Source organism: Bacillus sp. RHFS10, from assembly GCF_016757475.1.
GTDB lineage: Bacteria > Bacillota > Bacilli > Bacillales > Bacillaceae > Bacillus > Bacillus subtilis_G.
On record NZ_JAESPO010000002.1, the window covers coordinates 894,205 to 917,554 of the forward strand.

Annotated in this window: 40 protein-coding genes; all 40 read left to right on the forward strand. The window is 43.1% G+C overall.

Annotated features, from left to right (window positions below; all coding sequences use genetic code 11):
• Positions 1 to 77: 77 nt before the first annotated feature.
• The 40 genes from JMN17_RS11155 (at position 78) to JMN17_RS11335 (ending at position 23,339) form a co-directional block, all read left to right on the forward strand.
• Positions 78 to 308 carry a hypothetical protein gene (locus tag JMN17_RS11155; RefSeq protein ID WP_202328076.1) on the forward strand — a complete coding sequence of 77 codons (231 nt, stop codon included), beginning with the start codon at positions 78 to 80 and terminating at the stop codon, positions 306 to 308.
• On the forward strand, positions 301 to 1,146 hold the full coding sequence (locus JMN17_RS11160) for a conserved phage C-terminal domain-containing protein (RefSeq protein WP_202328077.1): 846 nt from the start codon (positions 301 to 303) through the stop codon (positions 1,144 to 1,146). The genes JMN17_RS11155 and JMN17_RS11160 overlap by 8 nt, the downstream gene beginning before the upstream one ends.
• The gene (locus JMN17_RS11165) at positions 1,097 to 1,948 is read left to right on the forward strand and encodes an ATP-binding protein (protein WP_202328078.1); all 852 of its coding nucleotides are present in this window, start codon (positions 1,097 to 1,099) and stop codon (positions 1,946 to 1,948) included. The genes JMN17_RS11160 and JMN17_RS11165 overlap by 50 nt, the downstream gene beginning before the upstream one ends.
• A complete protein-coding gene (locus JMN17_RS11170; RefSeq protein ID WP_202328244.1) occupies positions 1,935 to 2,096 on the forward strand; it encodes a hypothetical protein in 162 nt (53 codons plus the stop codon). The genes JMN17_RS11165 and JMN17_RS11170 overlap by 14 nt, the downstream gene beginning before the upstream one ends.
• Entirely contained in the window at positions 2,093 to 2,251 is a 159-nt protein-coding gene (locus JMN17_RS22130; protein ID WP_445291677.1) for a DUF6906 family protein, read from the forward strand. Before JMN17_RS11170 ends, JMN17_RS22130 begins: the two co-directional genes overlap by 4 nt.
• Entirely contained in the window at positions 2,248 to 2,796 is a 549-nt protein-coding gene (locus JMN17_RS11175) for a hypothetical protein (protein WP_202328079.1), read from the forward strand. Before JMN17_RS22130 ends, JMN17_RS11175 begins: the two co-directional genes overlap by 4 nt.
• The gene (locus JMN17_RS11180) at positions 2,765 to 2,935 is read left to right on the forward strand and encodes a hypothetical protein (protein WP_202328080.1); all 171 of its coding nucleotides are present in this window, start codon (positions 2,765 to 2,767) and stop codon (positions 2,933 to 2,935) included. Before JMN17_RS11175 ends, JMN17_RS11180 begins: the two co-directional genes overlap by 32 nt.
• Positions 2,904 to 3,044 (forward strand): BH0509 family protein, encoded by a 141-nt coding sequence (locus JMN17_RS11185; protein WP_003237439.1) that lies wholly within the window; start codon positions 2,904 to 2,906, stop codon positions 3,042 to 3,044. The genes JMN17_RS11180 and JMN17_RS11185 overlap by 32 nt, the downstream gene beginning before the upstream one ends.
• A gap of 14 nt (positions 3,045 to 3,058) precedes the next feature.
• Positions 3,059 to 3,214 carry a hypothetical protein gene (locus JMN17_RS11190; protein ID WP_202328081.1) on the forward strand — a complete coding sequence of 52 codons (156 nt, stop codon included), beginning with the start codon at positions 3,059 to 3,061 and terminating at the stop codon, positions 3,212 to 3,214.
• Between the two features lie 79 nt (positions 3,215 to 3,293).
• Complete coding sequence (locus JMN17_RS11195; protein ID WP_003237435.1) at positions 3,294 to 3,491, forward strand: XtrA/YqaO family protein; 198 nt, start codon at positions 3,294 to 3,296, stop codon at positions 3,489 to 3,491.
• A gap of 42 nt (positions 3,492 to 3,533) precedes the next feature.
• Positions 3,534 to 3,911, forward strand: coding sequence for a hypothetical protein (locus JMN17_RS11200; protein WP_202328245.1), 378 nt, complete (start codon positions 3,534 to 3,536; stop codon positions 3,909 to 3,911).
• Positions 3,908 to 4,138, forward strand: a complete 231-nt coding sequence (locus JMN17_RS11205; RefSeq protein ID WP_202328082.1) for a hypothetical protein — start codon at positions 3,908 to 3,910, stop codon at positions 4,136 to 4,138. Before JMN17_RS11200 ends, JMN17_RS11205 begins: the two co-directional genes overlap by 4 nt.
• Positions 4,135 to 4,383: a hypothetical protein gene (locus JMN17_RS11210; protein ID WP_198887140.1), complete on the forward strand. Its 249-nt coding sequence runs from the start codon at positions 4,135 to 4,137 to the stop codon at positions 4,381 to 4,383. Before JMN17_RS11205 ends, JMN17_RS11210 begins: the two co-directional genes overlap by 4 nt.
• 11 nt (positions 4,384 to 4,394) lie before the next feature.
• On the forward strand, positions 4,395 to 5,393 hold the full coding sequence (locus JMN17_RS11215; RefSeq protein ID WP_202328083.1) for a DNA cytosine methyltransferase: 999 nt from the start codon (positions 4,395 to 4,397) through the stop codon (positions 5,391 to 5,393).
• Complete coding sequence (locus JMN17_RS21905; protein WP_277986976.1) at positions 5,390 to 5,524, forward strand: hypothetical protein; 135 nt, start codon at positions 5,390 to 5,392, stop codon at positions 5,522 to 5,524. Before JMN17_RS11215 ends, JMN17_RS21905 begins: the two co-directional genes overlap by 4 nt.
• A 14-nt stretch (positions 5,525 to 5,538) precedes the next feature.
• Positions 5,539 to 6,237 carry a dUTP diphosphatase gene (locus JMN17_RS11220; protein WP_202328084.1) on the forward strand — a complete coding sequence of 233 codons (699 nt, stop codon included), beginning with the start codon at positions 5,539 to 5,541 and terminating at the stop codon, positions 6,235 to 6,237.
• Positions 6,237 to 6,629, forward strand: a complete 393-nt coding sequence (locus JMN17_RS11225; RefSeq protein ID WP_202328085.1) for a hypothetical protein — start codon at positions 6,237 to 6,239, stop codon at positions 6,627 to 6,629. Before JMN17_RS11220 ends, JMN17_RS11225 begins: the two co-directional genes overlap by 1 nt.
• A complete protein-coding gene (locus tag JMN17_RS11230) occupies positions 6,629 to 6,973 on the forward strand; it encodes a hypothetical protein (protein WP_202328246.1) in 345 nt (114 codons plus the stop codon). The genes JMN17_RS11225 and JMN17_RS11230 overlap by 1 nt, the downstream gene beginning before the upstream one ends.
• 12 nt (positions 6,974 to 6,985) lie before the next feature.
• Positions 6,986 to 7,156 carry a hypothetical protein gene (locus JMN17_RS11235; RefSeq protein ID WP_202328086.1) on the forward strand — a complete coding sequence of 57 codons (171 nt, stop codon included), beginning with the start codon at positions 6,986 to 6,988 and terminating at the stop codon, positions 7,154 to 7,156.
• Between the two features lie 97 nt (positions 7,157 to 7,253).
• Positions 7,254 to 7,382 (forward strand): hypothetical protein, encoded by a 129-nt coding sequence (locus JMN17_RS21910; RefSeq protein ID WP_277986977.1) that lies wholly within the window; start codon positions 7,254 to 7,256, stop codon positions 7,380 to 7,382.
• Positions 7,383 to 7,395: 13 nt separating this feature from the next.
• Positions 7,396 to 7,908 (forward strand): sigma-70 family RNA polymerase sigma factor, encoded by a 513-nt coding sequence (locus JMN17_RS11240; RefSeq protein WP_202328087.1) that lies wholly within the window; start codon positions 7,396 to 7,398, stop codon positions 7,906 to 7,908.
• Positions 7,909 to 7,919: 11 nt separating this feature from the next.
• A complete protein-coding gene (locus JMN17_RS11245; protein ID WP_202328088.1) occupies positions 7,920 to 8,369 on the forward strand; it encodes an ArpU family phage packaging/lysis transcriptional regulator in 450 nt (149 codons plus the stop codon).
• Positions 8,369 to 8,911, forward strand: coding sequence for a tyrosine-type recombinase/integrase (locus tag JMN17_RS11250; RefSeq protein WP_003220264.1), 543 nt, complete (start codon positions 8,369 to 8,371; stop codon positions 8,909 to 8,911). The genes JMN17_RS11245 and JMN17_RS11250 overlap by 1 nt, the downstream gene beginning before the upstream one ends.
• 245 nt (positions 8,912 to 9,156) lie before the next feature.
• Positions 9,157 to 9,390 (forward strand): hypothetical protein, encoded by a 234-nt coding sequence (locus JMN17_RS11255; RefSeq protein WP_202328089.1) that lies wholly within the window; start codon positions 9,157 to 9,159, stop codon positions 9,388 to 9,390.
• 147 nt (positions 9,391 to 9,537) lie between these two features.
• Positions 9,538 to 10,212 (forward strand): hypothetical protein, encoded by a 675-nt coding sequence (locus JMN17_RS11260; RefSeq protein WP_202328090.1) that lies wholly within the window; start codon positions 9,538 to 9,540, stop codon positions 10,210 to 10,212.
• 704 nt (positions 10,213 to 10,916) lie between these two features.
• Positions 10,917 to 11,402: a phage terminase small subunit P27 family gene (locus JMN17_RS11265; RefSeq protein WP_202328091.1), complete on the forward strand. Its 486-nt coding sequence runs from the start codon at positions 10,917 to 10,919 to the stop codon at positions 11,400 to 11,402.
• Positions 11,374 to 13,125, forward strand: coding sequence for a terminase large subunit (locus JMN17_RS11270; protein ID WP_242519875.1), 1,752 nt, complete (start codon positions 11,374 to 11,376; stop codon positions 13,123 to 13,125). The genes JMN17_RS11265 and JMN17_RS11270 overlap by 29 nt, the downstream gene beginning before the upstream one ends.
• A 16-nt stretch (positions 13,126 to 13,141) precedes the next feature.
• Positions 13,142 to 13,348 (forward strand): hypothetical protein, encoded by a 207-nt coding sequence (locus JMN17_RS11275; protein WP_014479867.1) that lies wholly within the window; start codon positions 13,142 to 13,144, stop codon positions 13,346 to 13,348.
• Positions 13,349 to 13,352: 4 nt separating this feature from the next.
• Entirely contained in the window at positions 13,353 to 14,579 is a 1,227-nt protein-coding gene (locus JMN17_RS11280) for a phage portal protein (RefSeq protein ID WP_202328092.1), read from the forward strand.
• A complete protein-coding gene (locus tag JMN17_RS11285) occupies positions 14,572 to 15,168 on the forward strand; it encodes an HK97 family phage prohead protease (RefSeq protein ID WP_106611094.1) in 597 nt (198 codons plus the stop codon). The genes JMN17_RS11280 and JMN17_RS11285 overlap by 8 nt, the downstream gene beginning before the upstream one ends.
• 48 nt (positions 15,169 to 15,216) lie before the next feature.
• Positions 15,217 to 16,422: a phage major capsid protein gene (locus JMN17_RS11290; RefSeq protein ID WP_202328093.1), complete on the forward strand. Its 1,206-nt coding sequence runs from the start codon at positions 15,217 to 15,219 to the stop codon at positions 16,420 to 16,422.
• Positions 16,423 to 16,448: 26 nt separating this feature from the next.
• Positions 16,449 to 16,841, forward strand: a complete 393-nt coding sequence (locus JMN17_RS11295) for a collagen-like protein (RefSeq protein ID WP_202328094.1) — start codon at positions 16,449 to 16,451, stop codon at positions 16,839 to 16,841.
• A 54-nt stretch (positions 16,842 to 16,895) separates the two neighbouring features.
• Complete coding sequence (locus JMN17_RS11300) at positions 16,896 to 17,189, forward strand: head-tail connector protein (protein ID WP_088326043.1); 294 nt, start codon at positions 16,896 to 16,898, stop codon at positions 17,187 to 17,189.
• Positions 17,179 to 17,505 (forward strand): phage head closure protein, encoded by a 327-nt coding sequence (locus JMN17_RS11305; protein WP_088326045.1) that lies wholly within the window; start codon positions 17,179 to 17,181, stop codon positions 17,503 to 17,505. The genes JMN17_RS11300 and JMN17_RS11305 overlap by 11 nt, the downstream gene beginning before the upstream one ends.
• Positions 17,505 to 17,897 (forward strand): HK97-gp10 family putative phage morphogenesis protein, encoded by a 393-nt coding sequence (locus JMN17_RS11310; protein WP_031600548.1) that lies wholly within the window; start codon positions 17,505 to 17,507, stop codon positions 17,895 to 17,897. Before JMN17_RS11305 ends, JMN17_RS11310 begins: the two co-directional genes overlap by 1 nt.
• Positions 17,894 to 18,313 (forward strand): tail completion protein gp17, encoded by a 420-nt coding sequence (gene gp17 / locus JMN17_RS11315; RefSeq protein WP_046160692.1) that lies wholly within the window; start codon positions 17,894 to 17,896, stop codon positions 18,311 to 18,313. Before JMN17_RS11310 ends, gp17 begins: the two co-directional genes overlap by 4 nt.
• Positions 18,306 to 18,887 carry a major tail protein gene (locus tag JMN17_RS11320; protein WP_046160691.1) on the forward strand — a complete coding sequence of 194 codons (582 nt, stop codon included), beginning with the start codon at positions 18,306 to 18,308 and terminating at the stop codon, positions 18,885 to 18,887. Before gp17 ends, JMN17_RS11320 begins: the two co-directional genes overlap by 8 nt.
• A gap of 56 nt (positions 18,888 to 18,943) precedes the next feature.
• A complete protein-coding gene (gpG, locus tag JMN17_RS11325; RefSeq protein ID WP_014479877.1) occupies positions 18,944 to 19,306 on the forward strand; it encodes a phage tail assembly chaperone G in 363 nt (120 codons plus the stop codon).
• Positions 19,307 to 19,344: 38 nt separating this feature from the next.
• Positions 19,345 to 19,500 (forward strand): hypothetical protein, encoded by a 156-nt coding sequence (locus JMN17_RS11330; RefSeq protein WP_225910714.1) that lies wholly within the window; start codon positions 19,345 to 19,347, stop codon positions 19,498 to 19,500.
• A gap of 62 nt (positions 19,501 to 19,562) precedes the next feature.
• Positions 19,563 to 23,339: a phage tail tape measure protein gene (locus tag JMN17_RS11335; RefSeq protein WP_202328095.1), complete on the forward strand. Its 3,777-nt coding sequence runs from the start codon at positions 19,563 to 19,565 to the stop codon at positions 23,337 to 23,339.
• Positions 23,340 to 23,350 lie beyond the last annotated feature (11 nt).

The window sequence follows — 23,350 nt, forward strand, 5'->3', positions numbered from 1 at the left end:
TACCCTTATGTCGAGTCTCCCGGAGACTCCCAATACATGCTTAGTGCTATTTGATCCAAAGTAAGGAGGTAAGTGACATGTATTTAATTAGTCAAGTGTGGTCGAAAGCAAAATTCCATACGGTTATAAGTGAAACAGAATCATGGCATCAAAAAGCTTTGTGTAAGTTAGAAGCACAGGGCGGCAAAGTGGTTAGAACCGAAAGGATAGATAACACATTAGGTTCAGTAATCGTCAATGGTAAAAAATCAGTTTGGCCTTTAACTAAAGCGGAGGCAATAGAGCAAAGGAGTGAAACTAATGGCTAAGTATCGCCACGTTCGGACTGAATTTTGGCAAGACCCGAAAGTGCTTGAAGAAATGACGCCGGAGGACAGATATTTTTATCTCTATTTGCTCACGAATCCTTTCACAACACAGATCGGCATTTATTCAATCACTAAGAAACAAATGGCGTTTGATATTGGCTATTCAATCGAATCAATTAACAGTCTAATGGACCGGTTTCAAAATCATCATAGGTTAGTCGTGTATAACTCTGATACGAGGGAAATCGCCATTATGAAGTGGGGGAAATACAACCTCAATAAAGCTGGAAAACCAATGATGGACTGCATTGAAAAAGAGCTGCAGGAAGTTAAGGACAAAACGTTGATAGAACTTGTTTATCCGCATATTCCTAATGACGCTATCAGGGAATCATTTTCACGATACGTGAACGACACGTACGACGACACGTTAACGTCAAGGGGACAAAAAGAAAAAGAAAAAGAAAAAGAAAAAGAAAAAGAAAAATATATATTGTCGAGTAAACTCGACGACACATCTTACAAAAATGATGTGATTCCTTACAAACTTATTATCGACCTTTTGAACAAAGTATCCGGTAAAAACTATCGTTCAGCTACACAGAAAACAAGAAGTCTTATTAAGGCAAGATGGAACGAGGGTTTTAGATTCAATGATTTTAAACATGTCATCCTTGTTAAAACCCAAGAATGGTTAAATGATCCGGAAATGAACAAATTCATTCGTCCAGAAACGTTATTCGGTACCAAGTTTGAAAATTATTTAAATCAAAAGGGAGGCCGTCAGTTTGATTCCAGCCCAGCAAACGAAACAAACCAATACACAGGCCTTTTCTAAAGCAGTTCCCAAAAGCCTGCAGCACTTGTTTCCCAAAAAGGTCGGCGTTAGGGAGTGCGAGGGGTGCGGTAACGAGGTTCCGATTTACTTACAGAATGGCAAGAAGCATAGTCGGTGTTTAACTTGTGACAATCTTGCACTGGAAAAAGAAATGATTGAGTTTCAAGAAGAAACAGCAGCGGACGCATTCTTCTGGAATAACAGTCTGGTCCCTCCGGATACTCAGAAAGCCACATTTGGCAATTTCAACGTGAAAGGCTTATCTGACTCACAGATGGACGCCTTCCGAAAGCTGAAATGGTACGCTGAGAACTTTGAAAGCTGGGGAGACTTTGATTCTTTGCTACTACAAGGAAATTACGGGATCGGAAAGAGTCACTTGTCTCACAGCGTCGCGCAATACGTCAAAGGGCTGCGAAAAAAAGTGATCTTCGCCAATACAAAAATGCTGCTACGAAAGATCAGGAACTCATACGCAGATAAGGCGGAAACTGAGAGCCTTATTCTAAAAAACATTGAGGCGTGCGATCTTCTAGTGCTTGATGACTTGGGCGCGGAGTATGTCAAAAAGGATAAAGACGGTGAGGAATCATGGGCTACTGACTTGATCCTGACAATTATTGAGTCTCGGGAAGACAAGCCTAATATCATTACCACCAATTACAACGTGGAAAATCTCCAAATGAAATACGGTGTTCACGGCGGCCGCATCATATCCCGAATGATGCAGGGAACAAGGGTTGTCAAGTTTACCGGAGAGGATAGACGCATTAAAGGAGGTGGGAATAGTGCATGGAACTAAGACTCAGCTGATTATGCCCGGCGTATGGGAGCTCAAGCCAGAGCGAAAGCTTACTGACGCTGAACGCAAAAAAGAGATTAATAATCTCATTGCTCTCGTTGATCAGAAAATAGCAGACTATCAAAACTCTAGGAGGAATGCAGTATGAAACATGGCAAACGTCCAACACGCGCGCAAAGGGAGATTATCAAGGCAAACGGTCTAACTGTTGAAAACTGGCTCGTATCAAAAGATTTGCGGCAGGAGCATCGTCTCATTCTAGTTCATCGGAATACTGGGAGAGTTAGGAAGTGTTTGGCATGAGTGTCGCGGCCCTTGCTGATCGGTTAGAAATTGCCTTAGTGGATCTTAATTTTGAATGGTCCTTGGTGCAAATGCGTCAGGTTGTTGATTACTGGTACGACGGCAAATCCATTTATGACATGGCTGAGCTGCTGAACAGAAAGCCGGATGAAATCATTTTGCTGATTGTTGACTTTGCAAGAGGCCGCGTGCTTCCGCCACGTCCCTACGGGTTAAATGCGAATAACCGAATCTTCATCAGTAAAAAGCATCTGAGAGATAAAAAAGATAATTTGCGGCGGTTCGTGCAGGATAGTCCGGTGTATATTCCATTCATCGAAAAAAACTTTGTCTGGAATGATTGGGAGATCAAGCGATTCCGTGAAATGTGGGAAGCCGATGATTCTATCATCTGGATATCAAAGCAGCTTAATAGAGACATTGATGAAGTGTTATTCCTGATCATTGATCAAGCGGGCAAAGGTTTCATTGATCCGCGGAAAAACGGACTTCTCGGAAAGGATGCGACAGAGCATGATCTTATCAGGCAGCGCCTTCCCTTTTGAGAAAGCAACCATTCAGCAATTAATGGTCATTGTGCGGTATGAAGAATGTCCGCCGGACTATAAGAATGCTGCGATGCAATTATTGATCAAGAAAGGAGCGGGAACCGTTGGAATGGACAGAACGCCAGCACTTGATTGAGTGGCTCACTATCTTGGGCGGATACGGAAAAGCATTTCTGGAACGCCAGTCAGACGATGAAATTGAGACACTTTACAATCTGCGCATCAAACAATTGAACGAAGAATAAGGAGGCGAGAGGACATGACAGAAAATAAAAACTTACGCCAGCATGGGGAAGTCATTACATGGGTTATGACAGAAGAGGAGCGTTTGGAGTATATAAAAAAACATCCAATCATTCCAATAGAGAAACCACAGGCAAAGCTGCAAGTTTTTCCGATGAAAGATTGGATGTGATGACGGTTATTTAATCAACGTCACCCGTATGGCAAATAGAAACTCGACACTTCTATTATACCATACGGGGGCGTTGACAGTGAACTGTCCAAAACATATAGAAAATCTGGAACAGGTTCTAAATCAAATTGAGGATAACAAAAATTACGTCATTGTGATTGACGGAAACAATAGATCATTCAAATTAACGGAAATGCCGGAGCACGGGAAAACAATCGTGCAAACGTCAAAAGGCAATCTTTCAAGAATTGATTTTGAGATCGGATATAAAATGTGACGCAGAGGGGCCGGTCCTCTCTGCGATATGGGAGGAACGGACATGAACCAATATAAATTCACTTTATTGTCGGGCGTTGTGTTTCGCAAAGATATTTCAGGGGTTTGTTATACCGAGCTGGGTTCTAACAGCCTTCCACTCGGCAAAGATAAGGCGGTAAACCTTCTTGCTGATGAAGTTATTGGGCTAAAGGAGATCATTGAGGAAAACAAGCGCCAGCAAGATGTAACGGTTCATCAATTCCGGCAGGCGCAGGAAGAGATTCAGCGGCTACAGTCTGACAACGGGCGGTATAAAGAAGCATTAAAATTTTATGCGGAAGAAACAACATACACAAAAGAATTTGAAGACTGTCCGCCTCCTATTGATATGGATTGGGGAGATACCGCAAAAAAAGCATTAGTAGGTGATGCGGAATGAATGCAAAAAAAGTAACGATTCCCGCCCGTGATTGCAATGGTTTCCTGATCGGGTTCAAGGAAGTTAATGCACTTTGGGAATGCCCTACTTGTGGCGGGGGAATGGGAAATCCTCAGCTCACGCAGCATGCTGAGGACGGATTCTTTGGACAAGTTCATATTTGGGAAAATCCCTGCGGCCATGTAGCTCATTATAAGAATCTGCAGATTGTAGGTGATGCAGAATGATTCCTTTACAAGTTGAACTTCAGCGGGCAGTTAAATCCACGAAAGACGAAGCGATGACCATTTATGAGGCGGCGGAAGTTTTAAAAGTTAATGTCGAGGAAGTGCCTATGATCGTTGCTCAGGCTGATGATCTAAGAATGATCGGCAATGACGCAATTATTGCAAAAAGGGACAAAACAAATGGCTGGCTGATTGGGGCGATGGTTTTGGTTTTATTCTTTGCAATCGCAGTCGGCTGGGAATAGGGGATGACAGCATGAAAAGCATCGAGTTATTCGCAGGAATAGGGGGCATTGCGCTTGCTGCTGAATGGGCTGGAATTGAAACAGTCGCGTTTTGTGAGCGTGAACCCTTCTGCCAGAAAGTATTGAATAAGAACTTCCCGGGCGTTCCCATCTTCGATGATGTACGCACCTTGAATAGACAGCTTTTAGAGGAAAAAGGAGTGATTGAGCCAGGTGGAACAATTGACATTATTTCAGGAGGATTCCCTTGCCAGCCTTACAGTATTGCCGGGAAGCGAAGAGGCACGGAAGATGACCGCGACCTCTGGCCGGAAATGTTTAGGATCATCAAAGAACTTAGACCCACTTGGGTTGTTGGTGAAAACGTTGCTAACTTCGCAAACATGGAGCTCGACCGCACGCTATTTGACTTGGAAAGCGCAGGTTACAAAGGGCAATCGTTTATTATACCGGCTTGCGCCGTCGACGCCAAACATCGAAGAGATCGAACATTCGTTGTTGCCTACTCCGACCACAAGAGACAGCAGACCTGGGGATGCGAAAAATCGTCAGGGGGGGCGTTCATTAGTCGATTCAGTGTTATGGCCGACACCGACAGCGAGCGATCACAAAGGACGGGGACCAAACAGCAAACAGCAGGGTCTGCCGGAAAAAGTGAAGTTGTTTCCCACACCGACAGCAAGGGATTGGAAAGGACGAACCGGCCCGAACTGGAATCATCAGACGTTACCCGATGCAGTTCTCTGGCCGACTCCGAGAACAAAAGGGATGTGCGGCGGCAGTGGATCATTTCAGACAATGATGGATCTACAGGAAAAGGGAGTCATTTCAGAACAGGAACGGAAACAAATGACGGCAGGCAACGCTGGCCAGCTGAACCCGACGTGGGTCGAGTGGCTCATGGGGTTCCCAACCGGGTGGACAGAATTAAAGGATTAGGAAATGCGGTTGTGCCTCAGCAGATATACCCGATATTCAAAGCGATTATGGATCAGGAGAGAGTTGTATGAAACAAGATTACAAGCCAATTCTCCAGCAAGCAATTGAAGTTTTTGAACAGAAGTACGGCGACAATGGCAGGTATTATCTGATGTTCTTGCTGCAAGACAATCTAATGAAAACCGTCGGTGGGCGGAAATAAGGGAGCGTAAACATATGAATCTACAAAAAATGTTCGAAATGCAAAAGGCGCTTGATGAACGGATCATCAAAGAAAAGGGGCTTGAAGGTCAGGACTTGCTGCCAAACCTCATCCTTGCTCTACAGGTGGAGCTGGCCGAGTGTGCAAATGAATGGCGCGGCTTTAAGCATTGGAGTAATAATCAGAAACCAAGAACAAAATTATCAACTACTGTTGGTGCAACTCCTGAAAATGCAGCCTTTTTCCGATGTGAAAATGACAAATGCGGAGAACATCTAAGCAAAAAAGATTTTGAAAACTTATTCGATCCTGATTATGAAGAGTGTCCTATTTGCAAAGTGGGTTCTGTAACTGCTTTTCGTGATAAAAACCCACTGCTTGAGGAATACGTGGACTGTCTACACTTTTTTCTTTCAATAGCCATTAAGAAAAACTGGCAAGACGCTATGAATATCCCGGAAGAAGCCTTCAGTGAAATACAGAAAAATGGATTTCAGGGTGGTTTGTCAGGTGTGTTTCTAGAAATGAAATGGATGCTATTCAATTCTTATATGTCCAAAGATCAAAGCACTAAAAAGGCCAGTTTCATGATGGCATGGGGCTTGTTCTTGAGCATTGGAACTATCGGTTTCGGATTTACACTGGAACAAATCGAAGCTGCCTACATGGAGAAAAACGCCGTCAATCATCAGCGGCAGCAGGAGGGTTATTGATGAACCACACCGACAGCCCGATCATTTCAGCCGTTATCAGCAAACTAAACGCACAACAGGAAAAGAGGCTTGCCAAGTACGGCCAGCCCGTCCACGTAAATGCCTATGACCTGCGTGGCTGGTTGCAACATGCACTTGAAGAAACACTGGATCATGCAGTCTATCTGGAAGCAGCTATCCAAACGATCCAAGCGCTTGATGACAATCAAATTATTGAACAAGTTATCAAAGGATTCAATGAAATGGAGGCTGCGCGTGAAAACATCCAACGCCTATATTCTTCCCGGCATTATAGCGGGTGGGATCATGCAATGTCACATTTTAAAGAAATTCTTGTATCGGCTCAATTATTGAAGAGGACAGCGGAAGAAGATAAGGAGGGCACGGAGTGATGAAGATAAACAGAAAGCCAGCGCGTGTTTTTGATACAAGAAATAACGCCACGTTGTTCACGGGGACAGAACGGGAATGTATGGAGTTTTCATTAAAAAATTATCCTCATGAAGAATTTCCTCATGTTTTAGTCGGTGTAAATGATGAAGATGAAGAGGAGGATGAATACACAGAATGCCCAAAATGCGGGAATGATCAGCTTATTGAATATGGCGAAATGACGTTAGGGTTTGAGAAGTCTGTGAAAACAGGGAAATTCTTAAAGCGCGATAAAGAAGGATATCCGTCTTGGTGGGCGATGAAATGCCGTTGCGGATGGGTAAGCGATACATTTACCGAATAAGGAGGGAGCGGAGTGACAAAAGAAGAATTGCACTGCTACTATTGCGAGGATTGTGAAGAATGGACATATATCGAAGTGCTTAAATACCCCAATGGTGTTCATTGTGCACACTGTGGAACGGAGGGTATTGCAATAAGCTCTGATGATTTCAAAAAATTGAAATGGGCATCAGAACAAAATTAAATAAGTCCAAGATGGAGACGCCTGCGGACACTAACCACTGTACAGAGAAATCTGTGCTTTGGTTGGTGTCCGTTTTTTATTTGAACGGAGGGATGGCATGAAGGAGAGGAATGAAAAGCCCAATAAAAACGCGCAGGAGCGTTCTAAACGGTTTTGGAGGCAAATGATGGGTCAAGATAGGCAAACACTGAAAAGAGGCAAAGGCGGGGCGCTAAAGCGTAAATAAGAGGGGGATTGTTGTGAGAGATTTACTTTTCAGCTATAAAAGTACATTAAAACAAACAAAAGCAATGTATAAGCCACTTGCGGAAGCAAATGAAAGTGATCTTTCTGCTGCGGATATAAGAGATAAAAAGAATCTTAGAAATATGATTTCTGATCTTGAATGGACAATCGACTGGCTAGAAAGTGGGAGGCAACCCGGTTCACGTCGTTCAATAGATCGCAGAGATTCATATAAAAGGACTATGTTTATTGATCCAAAGATAATGGAAATCTTCTCAAATGATTTTTCTATTCTGCCAGAGCAAACCGGATCAGTTACGGAGGAAGAGCAGAAAACAATTGAGGATTGTCTCAGCAAACTTACGAATCGTGAAAAGGAAATTTTTCTTTTGCACATAGTAGAAGGTTTTTCTTATGAACGTATTGGCGCGCTGCTCGGTATTGCAAAAGGAACTGTTCAAACAACAATCAACCGTTCACGAATGAAAATTGCAAGATATATTAATTCAAATATTAAAGGTGCATAGGGGGAAAAGAAATGAATCAATTGACATTAAATATTCCTCAGATTGACGAAGAAGCGACTAAATTAAAAGCAGAGAAGCTGCTTGATCAATACCGGCTATATCTCTTACAGGTGCCAGATGACTTTTTGCCAAAGGTTACACCTACTTATAGCATTGTTCCGCCGAGCATTACGAATGAATTTCATTCATCGACAGAAGATGCAGCGTTAAAGCGTCTTGATTGGGAGATTCAGCGTGACAAATTCCTAAAAAGGATTCAAAGGGCTGTTAACCGGCTTTCTCAAAGAGAACGGCAGATAATTGTCATGCTCTATATGCAATCGGAAGAAATGTATGATTATGAGGTATATGCAGAAATGGGCTTGAGTCAGCGCAGCTATTATCGTATAAAAGCAAAAGCTTTCTATCGGTTGGCATTTGCTCTCAGAGAAGAGGTCTATAAGGAAGGGGCGGCTTCTTAATGAATTTCGTTCAGCCTATACGTGATCCGGAATGTATCTTCTACATCAAGAGGTTTTTAAAAGAGCAAAACATGAGGAATTACATGTTATTCGTGACCGGTATTAACTCAGGGCTCCGCATATCAGATATTCTGCAGCTGAGAGTGAGAGACGCTAAACGGCCATACTTCAACCTCATAGAGAAGAAAACGAAAAAGAAAAAGAGAATCGATATGACGCCAGCTCTTCAAAGGGAATTTAAGGCCTATGTCGAAGGGAAAGAGGATCATGAGTTTCTCTTTAAAAGCCGTGAAGGGATTAACAAGCCAATATCCCGGTCGATGGCATACAAGATTCTCAGGGCTGCTGCTGAGTATGTTGGTTTAGATGACATCGGCACGCATACATTGAGGAAAACATTTGGCTATCACTTTTACAAACAAACGAAGGACGTTGCAATGCTGCAGGAGATATTTAATCACTCGGACCAACGGACAACCCTGCGATACATCGGAATCAATCAAGACGCCATGAACAACGCCATGAAGAAATTTAAAATATAACCAGGCTCATCCAAAACAACAAGGATGGGCCTTTTTCTTTGCATTTTTCGTCAATTCCTCAAAAATAACAGGTGTGTAATTCATTTTAGGGATATTGGTTAAAAACAGAGAGGACAAGGGGTTGGCTCAGTTCGACGAGTTGCACAGTATAAAACATATGGGTAATTCGTGGATAATGTGGATATGTTATACTTTTCTCATGAAAACCACCATTAAGGAGTGTTTGAATGAAGAGGTTCAGTTCTATGAAAGCGGGCTACGAACTAATACAATCGTCTGGTTATTATGAGAGAATTGTAGATGAATTGATTATTGAATTTGATGATTCACTGCCTTACAAATTCTTTAAAGAAAAGATAAGAAGTAATGAAACAATTTACGACGTTGAATTTTATGGCTCAGATAAAGAAACAAGCTTGCCGGGTACATATAGAATTACAAACGTTGAGAGTCAAAGGGTTAATTTGATGAAGTTTTGATTTTGGCAGACAAACGGCACAAACATGGCAATATAAAGGCAGACCATTTTGTTTTATATAAGCTATTATGGTAATAGGTAATAAATCGACAGGCGCTTTCCCATTCGGGAGGGCGCTTTTTAGTTTGCGGAAAGGGAGCGGCGTTACATGGAGTTAAATCTTTCATATATGAGCATTTCTGAGTTATTGGAAAAGGCAGCAGAGAGCAATGAAATTATTTATACAAGATCAAATCAAAGGCTTCTCGGCAAAACAACTGCATTGATCCAGTTTGCGAGAAAAAACAAAGCGCCTATTCTTACGAATAAAGCGATGGTAAATCACTATAAAGGTTTGCATCCTGATTTAACGTTTATAGGCTACTGGGAAGGAATCAAGTTGTCAGCCTATGAAAACCTTGTTTGTGATGAGCTTGTACCTTATGAAGTTGCTAAGGAATTACATGAGTCTGGTCAACTATTAACGGGGTTTGTGTTAAAGCCATTCCCGAAAGAAAAGGGCTTGACCAGTTTTATTTATGATGAGGAAAGCATACTCACTTTTAAAAAAATAGAACCGCCAATGTTGCAAATTGAGCTAGATGATATTGATTCTGCACCTCGTATTTTTTACGAAGGGAAACAGATTGATTCGATTATAAACGCTAATTTTTCTTATCTAACAAATGATGATTCGACAATCAACCCGACCCATATAGACATTGAATACTTTGATAAGGAAAGCAAGTTCGGAACAAAGGCAATTGTTTATAACCGACATTTCAATGATGAGGAACTAATGGCTGGTGGTGAGCCTTTAAGACATGCCGTTAAAAAGATGTAATGCGCCAGCCTGCCGCAACTATGTGGACTGGACACAGCGCTATTGTGAGAAGCACAAGGGCTATGCTGACAAGCAATACAACAAAGATGTGAGGTACAACAGGGAGAACAATGGGCTCTATTCCTATTACCATTCGAGAGAGTGGAAGCTTCTTCGAGAACAAAAGCTAAGAGAAAGTAACTATCATTGTGCCGTCTGTGCCTCACAGGGACGTTTAAATAAGTCTCATAGGTTAGTAGTCCATCATAAGTTTAAAGAGCTTAGAGACGTTTTAAACGACATTCAGGCACGTACTGACTTAAATAATCTTGAGGTGTTATGTCAGTATCATCATAACCAAGTCACGTTTGGGAAAGGAGAAGGTAATGCAGACAATATTTGAGCATCCGTATCTAACATCGTGGTTTATTTTCTGGTTGTCATGCTGTTTTCACTCATTAACAACTATAAATATCAAAAAAGACGACTGAAGTCCCCCCGAACTTTAACCGGGTACCAAAAAATTTTTCCTGGGTATCGGCGCCCCCTCAACTTTGTAAAAAATGTTGAAATGAAATTTTGAAATTTGCTATTTAGGCCGGATTTTGAATACTGAAATATTACGCGCGATCCCTTATTCCATATGAGTTGATCGGCGTTTTTGTCGTTCGCTGATTTTACCGAAATTTATGTGATGTATTTTGGACGAAAGGTGGTGGTTTTGATTGGCGAGACGAAAACAATTAACGGAAACGTTAAAAGGACAAATTACCAACGAAGAGCGGGAAGAGCGTCTGCAGCAGGAAGAAAAACTCAAAGATTTTTCGCCCTTGCAAGAAAAGCCACCATACTGGCTGTCCACTATGGCGAAGAATGAATGGCGGCGTATCTACCCGCACATTATCAATTTGCCAATCTCTGAATTAGATTCGGCATTGCTTGCGATCTATTGCAACAGCTATGCGCAGTATCGGGAAGCGATGGCCGATATAGCCAAAGACGGCCAAGTCATGTTTGAAAAAAACAGCCGGGGCGAGACGGTTAAAAAGAAAAATCCATCTGTGGATATAATGAACAGCATGTCTAAAGAGATCCGGGGCATTGCCGGCCAGCTTGGTCTGTCTCTGGATTCACGGCTACGAATCGTCGGCCTCGACAGCGACAGCGAGGAAGATGATGAGTTTGGAGCAATGGCGATATATGACGATTGAACACCTTGACCCCGGCACGCTTTACGCGAAAAAGGTTGTCAGCGGAGAAATAACGGCATGCAAGAAAGTCATAAAAGCCTGTCAGCGTCACCTGAGAGATTTGGAAAGAGCAGCTGACCCGTCTTATGAATATGAATACAGACCAGAAAAGGCAAAAAAGGTCATTAAGTTTCTTGAGATGCTGCCAGATATATCAACGGGAAAGCCCACAAAGCTGGCTTTGTTTCAAAAGTTCATTGTGTACATGCTCTATGCTTGGAGGAATAAAGAGACCGGCTTCCGGCGATTCACCAAAGCGTATATAAGCATGGCGAGAAAGGGCGGTAAATCTGTACTCGTTGCGGGTCTATCACTATACGAGTTGATTTACGGCGAAGCACCTAAGTTTGACAGGCAAATTTATGCGACAGCTAATTCAAGAGGCCAGGCGAAAACCGTCTTTAAAATGATTTCGATGCAGCTTAAGAAGATACGAAGTAAATCGAAATTCATGAGGAAATGGACAAAGATTATACAAAATGAAATCCGGTACCTGAAAGATGACTGCGTCATTATGCCTTTATCGAGGGATACCGATAACTTGGACAGCTTGAACGTTCTTATTGGAATTCTCGACGAGTACCACACAGCGTCCAACACGAAAATGATGGAAGTCCTGGAGTCTTCCCAAGGTCAGCAGGACCAGGGCCTTATCTTAATCATTAGTACAGCCGGCTTTAAGCTGAACGGCCCCATGTATTCGCAAGAGTATCCTTATGTTGACGATATTCTAAGTGGTCGTAAGGAAAACGAAAACTATTTTGCGATTGTCTATGAACAAGATGACGAAGAGGAAATTTACGACGAAAGCACTTGGATAAAAAGCAATCCACTACTTGAGGTAGAGGGTCTACAAAAGAAAATCTTGAAAAACCTCCGCAAGAAATTGAAAGAGGCTCTTGATAAAGATGATCTAAACGGTACACTCGTAAAAAACTTTAATATATGGCAGTCTGCTTCCTCTGAAAGCTTTATCAACGGGAACGATTGGAAAAAGCGCGGTGTGGATGCTGCGCCTGACATTACAGGGAAGCCGGTTTACATAGGGATTGACTTATCACGAACTGATGATTTATCAGCCCTTGGCTTCATTTATCCGTTAGAGGATGAAAATGAGACATTTTATGTGGACAGTCACTCGTTTGTTGGAACAAAAGGTGGGCTGGATAATAAAATTGAGCGTGACAAACTGGACTATCGTACTCTCGCGAAAGCCGGGTACTGTACAATTACGGACAAAAAATCCGGCATCATTAATCTGCAGCAGGTTGTAGATTATATGATCAATCATATTAAAGAATTTGATTTACAAGTAAAGGGAATCTTCTTTGACCCTTACAATATCTCTTTATTCTTAAATGAAATTGAGAAATACGGCTATGAGGATGTGTTGATTGAAGTTCGTCAAGGTCCTCGCACATTATCTGAACCAACAAAAGATTTTCGTTTAAATGTATTCGACGGGAAAATTATACACAGTAAGAACCCATTGCTTGATACGGCGATGCACAATGCGATGCTGAAAAAAGTGAATGATACGATTCAAATTGATAAAGCGCTGTATAGGGAAAAGATTGACCCGGCAGCGGCAATGATGAACGCACATACAGGCGCTATGTACCACTACAAACAAGAGGAATTTGACTGGAACTCTTATTATGAAAGCGAAGAATTTACTCTTTAGGGAAGGAGGGGGCGCCATGAAAATCGGAAAAATAAATACCTTTTTGTTGGGAGTATGTCAGTTTATTAAGTTGAACTTGCATACTCTTTTATTTTTGGCCGGCTTGTTTGTGATCGACTATGGGGTTTTCTTTCTCCATCCAGTAGCCGGCTTTATTGTGGCAGGTCTTTTTCTCGTTCTTATTGCCTTCTTGCTGAATCCAAAAGAAGAGGAAGGGAGGTGATTAAGTGGCATTCTTTCGATCGTTAGATAAGCAGAGCCCAGGAGCACGAGAGTTCAATGAAATCATTCTCGGCTTGGACGGGCTGTCTTATACGTCTGTCAGTGCGATCAAAAATAGCGATGTGTTCACGGCAGTTCTTACCCTAGCCTCTGATATTGCAGCGTCGCCAATTATGGTCCACCAAAATGGCGTTGAGGAAAAGGATTCCGACCTGTTTAGGCTACTGAATGAGAAACCCAATGATTATTATTCAGGGTACTTTTTTAAGTTCATTCTTGTGGCCAACGCTTTAATGAACGGCCAGTCTTACGCGGAAATAGTCCGGGACAAAGAGGGGACGCCTTTAGAGCTGATTCATTTATTGAACAGTGAAGTCTATGCCGAGCAGCTGCAGGACCGGAATGAAATACTGTACCGGTATTATCCGTCTGGCGGCAAAGAAAGGGTCTTGAAGCCTGAAAATGTACTGCACATTAAATTTTTCAGCATGGACGGAATAACGGGTATGAGCCCACTTTCTAGTCTTAAGCATGAAATCGAAAGTCAGGAGGCAGGGAAGCGCCTTGTTACAGACTTTTTCAGAAGAGGCGTCAACTTAAGCGGTATTGTAAACATGAAAAAAGGGCATTTGTCTTCTGAGGCAAAGGACAAAATCCGTAATGAATTTGAAAAAGCAAACTCTGGAATAAAGAATCAGCAGCGGGTCGTTGTACTTGATGAAAATATGGAGTTTAGCCAGTTAGAAATCAATACGAAAGTGCTTGAGGTCGTGAATAACTACACGCATTCAACGAAACAGATAGCCAAAGTGTTCGGGTTGCCGGCGCACAAGCTGGGCATTGAGCAGGTCAACACCTCACTAGAACAAGCGAACCTGGACTATCTGACAAATACACTTTCCAACTATTTTGCGGCCATCGCCTCAGAGCTTAATTTCAAAATGCTGCCGTACCCTTTAAACCTACAACGGAAATTTCAATTCGACACACGGCGATTTAGAGAAACGGACGCGAAAACAAAGCGCGAGAATGTTATTGCCTTGTTGCAAAACGGTATTTTCTCTCTTAACAATGCCCTTGCTGAGTATGGTTACGAGCCAATACCAAACGGGGACAAGCGTTACATGAGTTTGAACTACGTGAACATTGATTCGATGGACGAAATTCAGAAAGCAAAAGCAAAGAGCCTGCCGATCTCGTCAGCAGGTGAAGGAGGTGAGGGGAATGTCTAAGGAAGTAGAGATTAGAACGTCGCAGGAAGGGGCCTTAAAAGCTCATTCAGACGATGACGGCCCAAAAGTGATTAGTGGTTATGCTTTAAAATTCGGCACCCGCAGCCACAATTTGGGCGGTTTTATTGAAATGATTGATAAAAGGGCTCTGGATCAGACAGACATGAGCGATGTGCGGGCATTGATTGATCATGACCCATCCAAGATTCTCGGCCGTACGTCTGCCGGCACACTTAAGCTTGAAGTTGATGACATCGGCTTAAGATTCGATGTTACTTTGCCGAATACACAGTACGCATCGGATTTATACGAAAATCTGCGGGTTGGGAATATCTCAAATTGTTCTTTCGGCTTCATGCTAGGGAAAGATGGGGACAGTTTTACTCGTGACCAGGAAACCGGCCTGCCGTTGCGGAGCTTGAGAAACATTTCAAAGCTTACAGATGTGTCAGTCGTTACTTATCCGGCTTATGAAGACACTGACGTGACAATTGCAAAACGGAATTTACAGCAGTATGAGGAAAGAAACCGGAATCCGGAAAAAGAAAAGCTGCTGCTGCAGCTGGATTTATTAAAAATAGGATTGTAAAAGCACTCGAAAATCGGGTGCTTATTTTATTTGAAAAGGAGCAAACACATGTTAACAGAAAAAATTAAGGAACTACGATCACAGATTATTAAAAAACAAACGGCCATTAATACAAAAATCACAGATGCCCAAAAACGAGCAGAGGAAGACAAGCTGGACGAAGCTACAGCTCTGAAAGGTGAAATCACTTCCATGAAAGAAGAGCTTGACGCCCTGCAAAAAAAGCTTGCGGAGTATGAAGAGTTAGCAGGACTTAAGCCAGAGAACCCGGCACCAGCTGGCGGTAAAGAAGAAGACGACAAGGAGAAAAGATCAATGCATGGCGCAGGCTTCCGTACAATCATCAAACCAGGTAAGACAGAAGAGGTAAGAGCTTTTGAAGAGTTTTTGCGATCAAAAGGGGAAAAACGCGACGGGTTGAAATCTGATGGCGCTGAGGCGATTATTCCAATTGATGTAATCACCAAACCACAACAGGAACCGGAAGATGTTGTGGACCTTGCCGCAATTGTTAATAACGTGAATGTGAGCACTGCTTCCGGTAGTTATCCGGTTCTAGCAAACGCTGATACAGGTCTAGTCTCTGTGGCGGAATTAGAGAAAAACCCTGAATTGGCGAAACCTAAGTTCAATAAGGTACCTTGGGCCGTAGAAACATATCGCGGTCATCTGCCTATTTCTCAGGAGGCTATTGATGATTCAGGTGTGGATTTGACTGCTATCGTGGCAAATCATCTGCAGCAGGTTAAACGTATCACGAAAAATACAAAAGTGGCGGAGGTTCTTCGGTCATTCCCAGCCAAATCAGTGACAGGTACAGACGAAATCAAACGCATCTTAAATGTTGATTTAAAGCAAGCATACGCCAGAAATATTGTTGCGACTGCATCAGCGTTTCAATTCCTTGATACGTTGAAAGATAAAAACGGCCAGTACATTTTACGTCAGGACATTTCTACACCAACAGGAAAGATGCTGCTTGGTAGCCAGGTCAATGTTGTGGACGATACTGTTTTAGGTGAGAAAGCCGGCGACGCGGTTATGTTTATCGGAGACTTGAAAAAAGCCGTCTTCTTCGCAAACCGTGTGGAGGCTACGGCGAAATGGGTAGAGAATGACGTTTACGGTCAGGTCCTTTCTCTGGCAGTTCGTTTTGACGTGAAAAAGGCTGATGAGAAAGCCGGTTACTTTGTCACTATTAATCAAACGACAACTAGCACAGAAGATCAGTCAGCGGTAGACGTGGGACAATAAAAAATAATTGAAAAGGATGATTGAAAATGGCGGAAGAATTTCTAAACAAAAGTGGAAGTGTTTGGACAGCATCGGAAAAGGACACGGACGGAAAACCGATTACCCGAGTTTATCTTGGCGGAAACAGTGAAGAAAATCCTCTGTTTATCAAGGGGATGCAGGGAGAACAAGGTCCACAAGGTCCAGCAGGTCCGCAGGGCCCTAAAGGCGATCCTGGCGAACAGGGACCGAAAGGAGACACGGGCCCACAAGGTCCTCAAGGAAAGACCGGCGCCCAGGGTCCTCAGGGTGAAGCTGGCCCTCAAGGTCCTAAAGGAGACAAGGGCGATCCTGGTAAAGATGGCTTTGGGACGGAAGAGCAATACAATGAACTTGTTAAACGTATTGAAGCCTTAGAACAAGCAGCACAAGCAAAATAATGACGTAATGGGACGCATACTGGCGTCCCTTTTTGTTTGTAAAGGAGTGACGGAATGACTCTGGAAGAATTAAAGCTTGCGATGAGGATAGATCACAACTTTGATGATGGGTTCATCGAGCAGCTGAAAGATACTGCGGAAGATTATATAAAAGATGCCGTAACGCTTTCGCCAAACAGGGATGCTTTCTTTCAAAACAACCCTAAATTTGATACAGCTGTCATGTTCCTGGTCGGTGCCTGGTATGAACAGCGCGTGTCTTCAATGGACAAAGCGTTGCAAGAAATACCTTTCGGCGTAACAAACTTTATTCAGCAATTCAGAGGGGCGTATACAGATGGAATTTAGCCGGCTCAATACACGCATCACTTTTGTTACACGAAAGAACGAGAAGGACCCGGAAACCAGGGAGAATATTGAGGTAAATGAGCCGTTATTTTCTTGCTGGGCCGAGATAAGAGAACAGAAGTTAAGGGAAAAGCTCACGACTGCTGGTACCTTCTTAGAAAACAGCGTCACGTTCATTATTCGCTATCAGCAAGTTAAGAAGGCGACTAATAACATGCATGTTCTTCATGATGATGAGCTTTACGAAATAAAAGACATTCTCCCGAACTCTCAGGATAAAAACCTGATCAATGTTTTTGCGGAGAAGGTGAGCTGATGGCGCGGCAAGATGACGGTATCGGCGGTATAGAAAAAGAGCTTGATAAGCTTGCAAGAAAAAATACCAGGGCAGCCAAAGCAGCCGTCCAGGCAGGCGCACAGGTTTTTGCTGAGGCGCTGGAACGTAATACGCCCCGAGGCAGAGAAAGCGACCACGATCCCCACAAAGTACACATGAAAGATAATGTGGTGTACTCAAAGGCCAAGGAAGACGGGGAGATATATGCAAGTGTGGGTTATGGGAAAGAAACAGCCTCCCGCCTGCACTTCTCTAACTTTGGAACGATCAAGCAGCCCCCGCAGCACTTCATTGAGAGGACATCAAACGAAATGGAGCAAACGGTTTTGCAGATCGTACAGCAAGTATACATGAGGGAGCTGGGACTATGATGCTTCCCATTCAGGAAGTTGAAAAGCTTTTAAGTGAAAACGAAACCCTTACTTCTCTTGTGGACAGTGACCGGATATTCCTGGTCTTTGTTCCAGAAGAAGATCAGGACATAGAAAAGGCCCCGATGATTCGCATTAACGAGCTTGAGAGCCACAGAAAAGACTATGCGGACGATAGGGCCCTAACATTTGAAGTTGATATTCAAATAGATTTATGGACTAAAACCATAAAGGACGCCCAGGCTATACAGCCTGTGATTGATCAGATCATGGCAGAGAACGACTACAAGCAATATGCGTCAGCCTTTGACCGTGACCCAGATATTGCTCTATACCGATACGCCCGGAGATACAGAGCGACCAAATTAATTGATATTCAAAAAATAAATATAGAAAAGGATGATATGAATGGCTAAGACGGGACTAAGCGGCATTAAATATGCCGAGCTTGTTGATGAAAAAGCCTCTGCTATCGTAGATATGCCGGGGGCAATTGAAGCGAAGCTGGATGTTTCTTCTGAACTATCACCCCTTTATGCAGATGATGGCATTTTTGCGGTGAAAAGTACAGGAGTCAGTGAAACAAAACTTGAGTTAAATGTCGCAGACCTTACTACCGAAATGAAAAGAACTCTTTTAGGTGTGAAGGTTGTTGATGGTATTGAAGAGTACCACAAAGATATGGAGCCGCCTTACGTGTGCATTACATGGCGTCAAAAACACCATGAGAAAGGCTATGTGTATTATGCCTTGTTAAAAGGGAAATTTGGCATCCCTTCTGTGGAAGGAAAAACGAAAGAAGATAAAGTGGACTATCAAACAGATACGATCGAAGGGCAATTCTTGCCGCGTAAATCGGACGGTCTTGTCTTCCTGATTGGTTACGATCAAAACGATGGATTCACACTTGAAAAATTCTATCAGCGTGCTTATGGGATGCTGCCAGATGGCATGACAACAGAAGAAGTAAGTGCAGATTTAGGGAAATAAAACTGGCAGCCGGACAGCGGCTGCTTTTTCTATAAATATAAGAAGGTGGTTTTTACATGATTAAAGCAGTATTGAAAGATTATGCAAATGCTGAAATTGGCGAAAACGGGGAAATTGTCTCAGTTCCTGAAAAAACATTCATTCAGCCAATTGTTACATCGCGGTTTACTTATAGAGCATTAGAAATTCATGCGCTAGCAACGGATGAGGATTCAAAAATGACCGAATATGAGGTTATGACGGATATGATGGGTCTTGTCGTGGATATTTTTAAAGGTCAATTTGACGTCGACGATATTTTGGACGGTGTTGCTTCTGAGGATTTAGGTGACTGGCTCAGAGATATTATTGACCAAGCGATGACAAAGAGTAAAAAAAAGGCTCAATTGAAGAAGAAGGCAGTGGAGTCTCAAAAATAACAGGGAAACCAATGACCTACAGGGATTATCTTAACAGAATGAAGCAGATGTATCTTGATTTGATGGAAAATGGTTACAAGCTTCATGAAATAGATGAAATGGATATACAACGCTTCTTTGATCTTGCAGCTTACAAGCATGAGGAAGAGAACAAATTGGTCCCGGCTTATCAAATATTTGGTGCTACTTTGTAAAAGGGTGTCTGTAAAGGCGCTCTTTTTGTGTTTCTAAAAAACCATAGAAGGGAGGTAACTATTTGGCGACAGAAGGCAGACCGATAGGAAATTTAGTTATTAATACCACGCTTAACGATGCCGGCGTAAACAGAGGAATAACAGGTCTTAGAAACAATCTTAAAACAGCACGAACAGCCACAAAAGCAACTGTTCAAGAGTTTAAAGCGATGGGTGATGAACTCACGGCCAGCAAAAAGAAAGTTGAAGGTTTATCAAATGAGCTTTCCATTCAAGAGAAGATTGTGGAAGAGTACCGGAAATCTTACGAGAAACAGGTTCAGTTATACGGCGAAGGCTCACAGCAGGCGCAGAAATACGCCCAGCGGCTAAATACTCAGATTCAATCGTATCATTCTCTGGAAGGTTCACTGCGGCGTGCACAAATGCAATATCAACGATTGGAGCAAGCCCAAAGCCAGGCAAGTGAAAGCGCTGAGGGATTGACAGACAGTCAAAGAAAAATCGGTGATGCAAGTGGAGACGCTGGCGGGAAAGTGTCTAAGTTCAGTTCTTTTATCAAAGTGGGCTTGGTCGGTGCGCTGACTGCAGGCGTTGCCAGTGTCGGTGCACTAACAGCTGCAATCGGCGGGCTTGGTGCCAAAATGGCGCTTGATACGCAGGCGGCCCAGGGCGAAATTCGGGCTCAATTAGGGCTGACGGAAAAAGAGGCTCAGAAGGTTGCAAGTTCAGCAAAAAGCTTGTGGGCTGATGGTTTCGGTGACAGCGTTGGGGAGGCTAAAAACGCACTCGTTAACGTTAAACAAAACGTGAAATCATTAAAAGGTGCAACTGATGACACGGTAAAAGAAGTCACGAAGGGCACCATGACAATTGCCAAGGCTTTTGACCAAGATGGGAATGACATTACAAAGTCAATCAACGCAATGCAAAATTCATTTGATGGACTTTCCACTGATGCAGCAATGGACATGATCACCAGTGGTTTTCAGAAGGGCCTTGATTATTCCGGAGAGTTCTTAGATTCGATTAACGAATATTCCAATCAGTTTGCAGCTGCAGGATTCTCCACACAAAGAATGTTTTCAGTCTTTCAGGCGGGTGCTGAATCAGGGGCGTTTCAGCTGGATAAGGTTGGCGATCTGATCAAAGAAATGAACATTCGTTTATCAGACGGAACAGCAGACGAAGCCATGCAGTCACTATCAAAACACACCCAAGATTTATACGCTCAGTTTAAAAAGACTGGGAAAGGCGGTGACCTGGTTTTCTCTGCCGTTATGAAAGATATTGACGGCATGAAAAACAAAAGCGATGCCTATAAGATAGGGCAGCAAATTATGGGTACGCAGTTCGAGGATTTAGGACAAAAAGGCGTCTCTGCCCTGGCTAACATAGAGAATAGCTTTTCAAATACAAGCGGAGCAACCAAAAAAGCAGGCCAGGCCCTACAAGATAATTTTGGGACAAGGCTTAAAAAGATTGGCCGTTCTGCCCTTGCATCGTTAGAGCCTATTGGAAATGGGGTCCTAAGCTTACTTGAACCGGTCATGTCTGGCTTAGAGTCTGGCATGAAAGGCCTTGAACCGACTTTTAACAATATCGCGAATGCCGGAAAGAATCTAAAGACTATTTTCTCTGGCGTTATGGATGTTTTCAATGGTGATACGTCAAAGGGTGCCGATAAGCTGATGGACTTTTTCCCGGTGTTAACGGTCCAAACCATCATCGACGGGATAAACAATATCAAAACTGCTTTTTCCGGCTTTAAGCAGCAGGCGCAGCCCATCATATCCAACATGAAAGCAAGCTTTGACGCGATGAAGCCGACTTTTTCGACTCTTGGCACTATTGCATCCCAAGTTTTTGGAACCCTTGGCCCTCTGGTCAAACAGGCACTGGGCGGCGTGATGTCTTTCATTGGTCAACTCACTGGGCAGTGGAAGTCTTTCTGGCAGCAAAACGGTTCCGTGATCACTCAAGCCCTCCAAAATGTGTGGTCGATTGTCCAGTTTGTCATGCCGGCCATACTTGCGATCATACGTTCTGTTTGGGGGAATATAAAGGGCGTCATCACTGGCGCGATTTCAATTATCCAGGGCGTTATCCTTGTTTTTTCTGGGTTATTGACCGGGAATTTCTCTAAAATGTGGGAAGGGATTAAGAAAATATTCTCTGGCGCGATAAAAGTTGTCTGGAATGCTATCCAACTTTCATTTTTCGGCAAGATTCTTGGCGGTGCCAAGGCTCTCGGCGCTGGCTTAAAGGGCATCTTTCCAAAAATGTGGGGGTGGATCAAAAGTTTATTTAAAGATGGAGCCTCAAATGCGGGAAAAATGTTCACATACCTTAAAGACAAAGCGTTTAAAATTGTCGGTGATATGAAAGACGGCATTGTTAAGAAATTCTGGGATATCGTCGATGCTGCCAAGTCATTACCAAAGAAAATGGGTGATGGAATCAAGGAAATGGGCGGTAAAGCTTGGTCTGGAATCAAAGAATTCGGTAATAGAACTCTGCGTGGATTCGGTAAAATCATCAACGGCTTTACTCAGCAAGGTATTAACTGGATTCTAGGAAAAATCGGTGTTGATTTTAAAGTTCCTAAATGGGAAGTTCCACAGTATGCAAATGGTACAGGCGGGCACCCGGGAGGTTTAGCCATTCTCGGTGATGGTAAAGGCTCAAATGCTGGACCAGAAGCTTTTATAACCCCTTCGGGTCATATGGGGCTAAGTCCTGCTACTGATACGCTTATGAACCTTCCTCAAGGAACACAAGTCTTGTCAGCAATTGAGACAAAAGCTTTTCTTTCAGGGGTTCCAGCTTATGCAAACGGAACAAAGAAGAAAGAAGGCTTTATTTCAAAGATGTGGAATGGAGCAAAAGCAGCCGTTGGAAAAGTGAAGGACCTTGCTTTAGATGTGTTTGACTACATGACTAATCCATCGAAGCTTATTAGTAAGGTTATTGAAAAGCTGGGGTTAAAACTGCCTAAAGTAAAAGGTATTACCGGTGATGTCCTAAAGGGTTCTTTCTCCCTTATCAAAAAGAATTTTGTTAATTTCATCCAAGATAAGTTTGGAGAATCAAGCAACTTTGGTGAGGGCGGCACAGAAGCCGTCAAAAAGTGGGTTGCTAAAGCCTTAAAGATAAAAGGGCTGGGATCAGAATATGCCTCAGCGCTTGAAACAATAGCGATGAAGGAATCAGGCGGCAACCCGAATGTTGTAAATAGATGGGATTCGAACTGGAAAGCAGGGCACCCTTCTCAGGGGCTTATGCAGTTTATCCCTAGTACCTTCAACGCCAATAAGGAACCAGGACACGGAAATATCAAAAATCCAGTTGACCAAATCCTTGCTTCTATTAATTATCTGAACAGCAGGTACGGCGGCATCTTAAACCATCCAGGCTTGAAGTCTATGGCACGCGGCGGCCGTTACATCGGTTACGATAAAGGCGGATTGATTACGCGTGATCACATGGCCGAGGTCCATAAAGGGGAAATGCTGCTGCCGTTGCGTCAATTTAGGCGTAGCCAAGCCCATAAGGTTCTCAGCCAGGCAGGTAAAATGGTTGGGTATGAACCGGAAAGCCGGTCAAGCTCAAGCGATGCAAACGCATTGCAAACGATGGTCACTCTGCTGCAGCAACAAAACAGCAATCAGCAAGCCGAAATTAATCTGTTAAGCCAAACGGTGAGACTATTAACGCAGCTTGTAGCAAAAGACCCGAATGTAATACTAAGCATCCAAGAATTAAATAAAATTCAAGACGAAGCATACAACAAAGAAAGAAACCAAAAGGGATTGCTGAATAATGTAAGCTTCTCTTAGGAGAGTGGTAG